Genomic DNA, 9150 nt, shown 5'->3' with positions numbered 1-9150 from the left:
TTGTTCAGAGTATCAACAACTGTGATTTTTTACAAATGATTTAGGATTGCTATATATAGCAATCCTATTTGATTTGTGAGAATTGTAATCCGCAGATCCACGACAACTTTTACGAAGTCGGGGATCTTGTTTTTGTGCGTTTGATTTATGATTGCTATAGATAACCTTGATACATAAGTTTTCTCTAATAGTTTGCATATATAAATTTTTCCAAATTATCGTTAATTTTGGTAACCAAATCTGAAATGTATTTCCAAACCTGTAATTAATTTTAAATATAGTAAGATTGCCAATGGCAAAACTATAAAGCTATAATGTACATTTAATAAAATTTTTGCCTGAACTTTAACTGTTTTGATTAATCAACACTCCGAAAACCTGCTCAACAGTCAACTGGAAAATACACCAGGTGAAGGCTATATATTTAGCTGGTTTGATTGGTTTTGTCTTTGGTATCCTCCAGGCTGGCTAATTTTATTCAACCGGCATTGGCAACACTATCACACCGATTCAGACGGTTGGAATTGGCTAGAATATGGATTATTTTTAATTCCTGGCGGATTTTATCTGGCGTTGCTAAGTCGTTGGTTGCGTCTTGGTTTTCGTTCACCCCAAAAAGAAGTTGGTGAATTTGATCCCAAATATCAACAAGCTTTTGGTGAAGAAGTTGTTGGCCCCATCGTTAAATACTATTTTCGGGGAGAATTGCAACAAGTCGAAAACTTGCCGGCAACAGGGCCATTGATTGTGGCAATGAATCACGCAGGGATGTGTTTTCCTTGGGATTTTTTGACTTTGGGTTATTTATTAAGTGAAGCTAGAGGATGGGTGGTACAACCCGTAGCAAGTCCAGCTTTATTTGAGCATCCTTGGGTGATTTGGTGGCTACCATCTAAATGGTCACAGGTTTTGGGTGGTGTGCGAGCCGAATTAGATGATTTTGAGGCAGCGATGGCTCAAGATAAAATTCTCTTATATGCACCCGAAGGTATCCGTGGCCCTCTGAAAGGTTGGAAAAGACGCTATCAATTAGAAAAGTTTGATGTAAGTTTTATTAAGTTGAGCGATCGCTATCAAATTCCCATTCTCCCAGTAGTTTGCATCGGCAGTGAATTTTTACATCCTTGGACTGTTAATTTAGAGAAATTGCAACGACTAGTCAAATTACCCTTCTTGCCTTTCTCGCCTTTAATGTTTGTCTTAATTCTGTTTCCTTCAATGGGAATTTGGGCAATGAGAACTCGCCTACGTTACTTTATTCAGCCTATAGAACCAGCAGAATTGTACAACTATTCAAACAAAGAGCGTACAGTAGCTTATCGGCAGGCACAACAATTATGCGAAAAACTGCAAAATAAAATTAATCAGTTATTGAGAGAAATTTAATCCTACGAGTGGATTTAAGTCAATCTTTTAAAAGGGTGCTTTAGACGTTCCTCCCTTAAAAGCTTGTCATTACCAACATTTTTTAAATCTCCCGCTTCGTTACCATTCTGCCTCATACCAATTCTGTATGAAGATGCACATAACAAGTCCCCCCTTGCCAAGGGGGGACGGCGTAGCCGGGGGGTAAGTAAATATATGTAGTTTTACAAAGAAACGGTATCAGAATCAATCAAAAAATATATTGTGTAGGTTGGGTTGAGGAACCAAACCCAACATTTTTGGGCATTTGTTGGGTAACACGAATGTTCAACCCAACCTACAATTATCCTTAACTTAACTGTATTGTCTTATACCCCTACTGGCTGTCTGACTTGCGATTTCACCGCTTCAACAATGGCATCGGCGTCAATTTTGGCAGCATGGAGCAGTTCTTCTGGGGTGCCGGAACTTGGCATATCAAGCACTGCCAACTTAATTAGTCGCAGTTGAGGGCCATTGTAAGTAGGAATACTACTAGTACCAGCAAAGGCATCAAGCACAGCCGCACCTAGTCCGCCTTCCATCCAGTGGTCTTCAACCACGACTAAATTCCCCTTGGTATCGCGTGCAGCTTGATGAAGTGTTTCTACATCAATAGGTTTGACGGAGTAGGCATCTATGATCCGCACCGTGATCCCTTCGTCTTTTAAACGATCGCTAGCCTTAAGTGCTTCATGTAAAGTAATACCAGCCGCAATCACTGTAGCTTGATCTTGCTCAGAGCTACGGATTACTTTGCTACCACCAATGGGGAATTCTTCATCAGAGCCATAGATTACAGGTGTGCTTTCCCTGGTGGTACGGAGGTAGACAATGCCATTGCGATCGCTCATCTGCGCCACTAGTTTAGCCGTCTGATTGCCATCACTGGGATAAAGTACAGTACTACTCCACACCGCCCGGAAGGCTGCTAAGTCCTCCAGTGCCATCTGTGAAGGGCCATCCTGACCAATGGATATCCCAGCATGGGAACCCACTAATTTAATGTTGGCACGAGAGATAGCCGCCATTCGCACAAAGTCGTAACCTCTACTCAAGAAGGCTGCGAAGCTGGAAGCAAAGGGTTTGTATTTTCGCACCTGCAAACCCACCGCTGCTGCGATCAGTTGTTGTTCAGCAATGTACATCTCAAAGTAGCGCTCAGGATAGGCTTTGGCAAAATCTTCGGCATAAGTGGAATTACTCACCTCGCCATCAAGGACAACTACATCGGGTTGAGCGGCTCCCAATGCCACTAAAGCGTCACCATATGCTTTACGTGTTGCGACCTTTGCACCTTTTTCATAAGTAGAAAGTTGCAGTGGTTGAGCATTCCCTGTTGCAGCAGGTTGGCTTTGTTCTTCGGGTTTGTTGACTTGAATTATTATGTGGCGTTCACCACCTAACTCCGCGATCGCCTCTTTCTCTTGGTCGGGTTTGAATGCTTTACCATGCCAACCACCTATATCTTCCACAGAAGCCACACCTTTGCCTTTCTTTGTGCGGGCGATAATTACCGTGGGGCGATCGTTGATGCTCAAAGCAGCGCTAAAGGCTTGGTCAATCTCTGTCAAGTCGTGACCATCAATTTCAATTGCGTGCCAGCCAAAGCCTCTAGCACGCGCAGCATAGGCTTGTGTGTTCCAACCCAGTTCAGTCTCACCGCGTTGCCCTAGTCGATTGACATCGATAATGGCGATCAGATTGTTTAGTTTGGAGTGTGAGGCATGATCAAAAGCCTCCCATACTGACCCCTCAGCTGTTTCGCTATCACCCAGCAATACCCAGACACGGTATGGAAGTTGATCTAAATATTTACCTGCTAAAGCCACCCCCACACCAATTGGTAATCCTTGTCCCAATGAGCCAGTCGCCACATCAACCCAAGGTAAGACTGGTGTGGGATGTCCTTCTAAACGGCTACCAAATTGCCGTAGCGACAATAACTCCTCATCGGTAATTGCCCCCGCTGCTTTATACATGGCATAGAGTAGAGGTGCAGCGTGTCCTTTAGAGAGAAGGAAGTGATCGCTATTAGGGTTATGTGGATTATCAAAATCGTAGCGGAGATATTTGGAGAGTAAAACCGCCATCAGATCAGCGGCTGACATGGACGAAGTAGGATGACCTGAACCAGCAACGGTTGTAGCGCGAATACTATCGATACGCAACTGTTGTGCTAGTTCATGCCATTGGTCTAGTTGCTCGTGTGTGGTCATAGTAATATTCCTAAATGAAAATCAAGGGTATTGTGGCGAATCCTTTGTTTCATCACTCGTGTTTTGGCTAGACTTGGCTATTTTACCGAAAAAAATGCTAACGCACTCTAGGTAAAAAGAAAGATTATTCTTTTTGAATTTGACTTGGTGATGAATAGTGTCTTTTTTAACCAGAAGCAGACACAAATCCAACTAAACACTTGTTCAGAGATTTATTTCAATATCCCTAAGTTTACTTTAGATAGTAAGAGCTACGCTGGCTTCTTTCTAATGGAATAACTAAGCTTTATTTCTTAGGGTATACAAGACTAATTCCACTAGATTCAGTATTTTCTTTCTTGATAAACAAAAAATTCAAGATTACAGCGAGATAAAAAAGTCGTTTTTGTTTAAAATACTTATTTTTTGACAACTAATGGCTGAATAATGTAATTCATTTTTATAAAATAATTCACTTTTAGTCAGCGGTAGCCCTTATTCTTTGCAGCTTAAATACTCTTTAGCGGATTACACCCGTCGAAACTACTGTTTTGAATCAAACCAATTTAGTAATTATTAAATTGATTTTACCATGACAAACTTTATCAGCTTTTGCCCTCTACGTTCGTTCTACCTCTTGCTGTTTCACAACAATAAAGTTCTAGCTTTCAAAAAAAGGTTTAGCTGTAATACTGGCTTGTGTAAATAACTTTTCAATTCCTAAAACCTTTGCTTTGGATTCAAGCTGTTCTAAGATATTCTTACCAAATGCAAATGCGATCGCTTACTTCTCACTCAGATATGAATACTTCTCATTTCAACTCTGAGCAGTACTGATAACAGAAAAATTAATTTGTTGAGAGGATTTTCAGTTACTCTCTGAAGTAGTTTTTTGGATCGAAACTTTGAAGGAGTTTTTTTGACAATGGGATTGGTTCTGCCCTGATGCTATAGAAGCAAGTTCATCCCTAATTTCTCATATCAGCCATATCCAAAAAATTGCGATCGCCTGCTAGGGAATAACAGTTAATCTACCTAATTTTTGGCTTAACCGAGAAATATTGGGAGTCATCTGCCAACAGAAAAATTTTATGTTCCAAACCTCTTGATAAACTGCTCATCATCTTAGCTAAATTTTAACGAATGTATATTGCTGAATAAAAATAGCTAAACAATTGCCATATTCAGAGATTATTTTGGGATTATTCAACTCCCTTTGTGAATAAAAGCTGACAAATACTTGTAATTTATTATTGATTAGCTGTAATATTTTTTTTACTTGATACTAATTGCTCTCAATAGTAAAGCAGCTATTTGCTGGATTATTGACATTATTTCAGTCAGATGATATAGACAGGTGTGTGGAATAGTAAATGAAACCAAAGCTGTTATCGAAAATTTTCTTCGTGGCAAGTTCTATTTTGTTTTGGGGTGCAATGAGCGCCACTGCTCAAGAAATACCCAAGCAAGAGGTAGAAAGTAAGTCTGTCGCATCTGTACAACGCAATTCTAGGTCAATTAGAGAGATTCGCCAACTCAGTGAGATAGAGCATCCCAAGACTAGCGCTCAAAGACGAGTGCAGTTGCCAGCACCCTTATCAGAAATTGTGCAGGTTACAGGAGTTAAAGCTACTCCCACTGAAAAAGGTGTGGAGGTAATTTTACAGACTGACAAAGGGGCGCAACTACAAATCACAAATCGCAGTACTGGAAATAACTTTATTGCTGATATACCTAACTCACAACTGCGTTTACCTAATGGTGAAACGTTCACATTTCGTTCGTCAAAGCCACTCGCGGGAATTATTGAGATAACAGTAACGAATGTGAACGCAAATACTGTGCAAGTAACGGTGGTGGGTGAGAAGGTTTTACCAACGGTTGAGTTATTCGATGATAATGCAGGTCTGGTTTTTGGTGTAACTTCTGCTGCAATTGCGACTTCTCCACCACAACAGCCTCAACAACAGCAGCCAGCAAGTGAAACACCCCCCCAGACACCATCGACACAGCAGGATGAGCCGATTGAGTTGGTAGTGACGGGTGAGCAAGACGGCTATCGCGTACCTGATACTAGTGTAGGCACCCGAACGGATACACCGTTACGCGATATTCCCCAATCGATTCAGGTGGTACCGCAACAGGTAATTAAAGACCAGCAAGCAACTCGTCTCACAGATGTGTTAAAAAATGTGCCGGGTGTCGTGGTAGGAAGTCGAAGCCCTCGCGATCCTCTCAATGTCATCAAAATTCGGGGCTTTGATGCTTTTGGAGAGACTCTACTCAATGGGATACAAGACCGTTCAATCAGCAGTGTCGGGTTTGGCTCAAATATTGAGCGGGTTGAAGTGCTCAAAGGACCCGCTTCAGTTCTATTCGGTCAAGGCGGACTCAGCGGCAAAGTCAACTTAGTGACGAAGCAACCATTGCGCGATCCGTTCTACTTCGTGGAAGCCTTTGCTGGCAGCTACAATTCCTATAGCGGTGCAATTGATTTATCGGGTCCGTTGAATGACAGTAAAACGGTGTTGTATCGCTTGAATGCTTCTGCTGGAACAAACGAAAGCTTTATTGATTTCTATGAGCAACAGCAATATCTAATTGCACCGACTTTAAGCTGGCAAATTAGTGACAGAACAAAGCTGACCCTAGAAGCAAGCTATTCTGATGCAGAGGGACCCTATGATTTTGGGATACCGGCACGGGGAAGCGTCCTGCCTAACCCCAATGGCAAAATTCCTCGTAATCGTTTTGTGAGTGAGCCTAATCTTAATGACACCTCTAATGGTGCATTTCGGATTGGCTATAATTTTGAACATCGCTTTAGCGATAACTGGCAAGCGCGGAGCGTTTTTCAGACTTCTTTGTTTCGCCTAAGACGAAATCTTGTAGCTTCTTACGGATTACAAGATGATTTGCGTACATTAGAAAGAGCTGTTGAGGATTTTGACTACGATGAAAATGCTTATAATCTAGACAATTTTGTGGTCGGTAAGTTGACAACAGCAAGTATCAAGCATGAGCTAGTCGCTGGATTTAACCTGAGCAAAACAGACACTAATTCCAAAGCTCTTTTCAATGACACTACTCCTCTTGATGTTTTCAATCCTGTGTACGGAACTGCTACAGAAGCTAGTGTTCCAGATTTTAATATCAAAAATAGAGTGCAACAATTAGGTTTTTACCTTCAAGATCAAATTACCCTAGCAGAAAACTTAAAAGTACTTTTGGGTGGACGCTTTGATATTGCCAATCAAAAGTATGAGGATTTAATTGCTCAAACAAGCGACTTTAAGCAAGCAGAAGCTTTTAGCCCCCGTGTTGGCATTGTTTATCAGCCCATTCAACCGCTCTCACTCTACGCCAGCTATAGCCGCTCATTTAACCAAGCGACATCTGCATTCGGTGCAGCTCTACCGGAACCGGAGCGAGGAACGCAGTATGAAATCGGGGTTAAAGCAGATTTGAGTGACCGATTAGCTGCAACCTTGGCATTTTATGATTTGACTCGTACGAATCTGCCAACCTCAGATCCAAATGATCCTCGATTAACAATTATAGTTGGGGAACAGCGCAGTCGTGGGATTGAATTTGATATTTCTGGCGAAATCTTACCGGGGTGGAACGTCATTGCCGGCTATGCCTACACTGATGCAGTAATCACAAAAGATAACGACTTACCAGTAGGTAATCAACTGAATAATGTACCAAGACATGCGCTCAATATATGGACAACTTACGAAATTCAATCCGGCAGTTTAAAAGGATTAGGCTTCGGTTTAGGAGCTTTTTACTACGGAGATCGGCAAGCCGACTTAGCCAACACGGTTGAGTTACCTAGTTATGTACGCACAGATGCAGCTATTTATTACAAGCGGGACAATTACCGAGCTGCGATCAATATCAAGAATTTGTTCGACACTGATTATTTTGTCTCTGCACAAAACGTAAATCGGATTATACCTGGCGATCCCCTGACAATACAGGGCACAATTTCCTGGCAGTTTTGAGCAAACCCCTTGGGCATCCTACGCTTCTATCCCTCAAGATGAAGCGTAGAGCATTCACTTTTTCTATAGAGGAACTGGAAATTATAGTCAACAACTTAAATTCTCCGTTCTCAGCACTGCTTAAAGCTTAACCGAGAAGTGTTGACTCAGAGATTTCCTTTAAAACAAGCATTTCGGAGCATACAGCACTTTGCATAAGCTAGAGAAGCTCGTCGTAGACATCGCTGATGTTCAAGGTAAATATATTTCTTTAGTACAAATATACTATTATGCTGCTAAAATGCCTTACAAGTCAGCTAGCCTTGCTTGAGGTAGTATGAAAAAAATCGAAGATACAGACAAAAAGCCCATTTTGCTCAAAGTTTCGCTGTTGCAGCCTACAGCTATAACTACTGCTATAGTGCCACTGCAACCCCAAGAGGAAAAAATCATCAGTGAACGGGAGCGTTTTCTAGCACAAGTCGAACGCATCAATCAGATGGCGGGAGAGTTAGAAGCAGCGATATTGGAGTTGAAAGCGATCGCCAACACACTTAATACTCAAAAACGTTACCCAGTTCTAAAATGCAAAAATATTTGTATTTGGCAGTCAATTAGCGTCCCTTGGGTGAAACGAAAGCCAGACGAATCATTTATTCTGACGACGCGAAGAGTTGATTTATTCCGAGCAGAAAGAGAAGCAACCCTACTAGCACGGCAACTTCGTCAGCAAACCAAAAAAAGATTAGCATCGCAGCGACACAGAAAAAACAAGAGTGGGGCTGAGGCTGACACAAAACGCTTCCTTAAAAAGGTATTAGTCAACAAATCTTAATAATTATCAACATTCAACGGCAGCTGACCCATAAGATTTAACAGTTATGCTGATTGAAGTGGCAGAAGGAACTTCTTTTTCAAAATTGCTATATACCATACTGCCATTGCTAATTGCAGCCACAGTTGGTGGCAAATAGGCAAAGCTGCCCTAATATTTGCACTTCCGTAAAACCAGGTGCAACATCAGGGATAATCAATCAGCGCACAGAAGAGGTAAAACAAGGTGTTAAAGACACTTTTAGTGATTGCCGTTGGTTTTTTACCGTCCCTGTTTTCCCTGTGGATGATCCGCAAAAACTTTATGCGATCGCGCTTACGGATCAGGCAAGCAGCGATGAATTTTCCAATGGTGCAGGGACGACACAACATTAGACCTGTTGAAGGCGATCGCTATTATTTAGAAGGGGTGGGTTATCTGATTGGCGATATCAGCTGCAAATTTAATGCCCGATCTGGCTATATCCGCTGTGCTGTCAATCCCGACGGCCCATGTAACGTTTGCCGTCACTACGAACCTAAGGGATCAGCTGGTAGTGAAAAAAAGACTTAATAAATTTTACCTGACTAAATCTGGATTCAGAAAATCTTATTAGTGGGATAGGTTCAAATTTTTTTGTTTTGTGGCTCCCCTGACAGAGGGGTTTGAATCTCCTTCTAAATGGAACCTTCAGCAAGAACTGCCTTCTTCAATGGGTCTTTCTATATATTAAAAAATAATCACC

5 protein-coding genes are annotated in these 9150 nt (G+C 41.7%); 4 read left to right on the top strand and 1 reads right to left on the bottom strand.

Features of this window, described 5'->3' with window-relative positions; all coding sequences use genetic code 11:
- Window positions 1-354 precede the first annotated feature (354 nt).
- Window positions 355-1386 carry a 1-acyl-sn-glycerol-3-phosphate acyltransferase gene (locus tag Q0541_RS19160; RefSeq protein WP_298913642.1) on the top strand — a complete coding sequence of 344 codons (1032 nt, stop codon included), beginning with the start codon at window positions 355-357 and terminating at the stop codon, window positions 1384-1386.
- A gap of 347 nt (window positions 1387-1733) precedes the next feature.
- On the opposite strand, the gene Q0541_RS19155 is transcribed toward Q0541_RS19160, so the two are convergent.
- Window positions 1734-3623 (bottom strand): transketolase, encoded by a 1890-nt coding sequence (locus tag Q0541_RS19155; RefSeq protein ID WP_298913639.1) that lies wholly within the window; start codon window positions 3621-3623, stop codon window positions 1734-1736.
- Window positions 3624-4975: 1352 nt separating this feature from the next.
- Between Q0541_RS19155 and Q0541_RS19150 the strand changes: the two genes are divergently transcribed.
- From Q0541_RS19150 to Q0541_RS19140, 3 genes are all read left to right on the top strand, one after another.
- Window positions 4976-7612 (top strand): TonB-dependent siderophore receptor, encoded by a 2637-nt coding sequence (locus Q0541_RS19150; protein ID WP_298913636.1) that lies wholly within the window; start codon window positions 4976-4978, stop codon window positions 7610-7612.
- A 316-nt stretch (window positions 7613-7928) separates the two neighbouring features.
- The gene (locus tag Q0541_RS19145) at window positions 7929-8426 is read left to right on the top strand and encodes a hypothetical protein (RefSeq protein WP_298913633.1); all 498 of its coding nucleotides are present in this window, start codon (window positions 7929-7931) and stop codon (window positions 8424-8426) included.
- Window positions 8427-8651: 225 nt separating this feature from the next.
- Window positions 8652-8978 carry a DUF6464 family protein gene (locus Q0541_RS19140; RefSeq protein WP_298913630.1) on the top strand — a complete coding sequence of 109 codons (327 nt, stop codon included), beginning with the start codon at window positions 8652-8654 and terminating at the stop codon, window positions 8976-8978.
- The last annotated feature ends 172 nt before the right edge of the window (window positions 8979-9150 follow it).

Origin of the sequence: uncultured Nostoc sp., assembly GCF_937863485.1 — a bacterium.
In the GTDB taxonomy this organism is placed as follows: domain Bacteria; phylum Cyanobacteriota; class Cyanobacteriia; order Cyanobacteriales; family Nostocaceae; genus Nostoc.
This window is presented reverse-complemented; position numbering and strand designations above follow the sequence as displayed.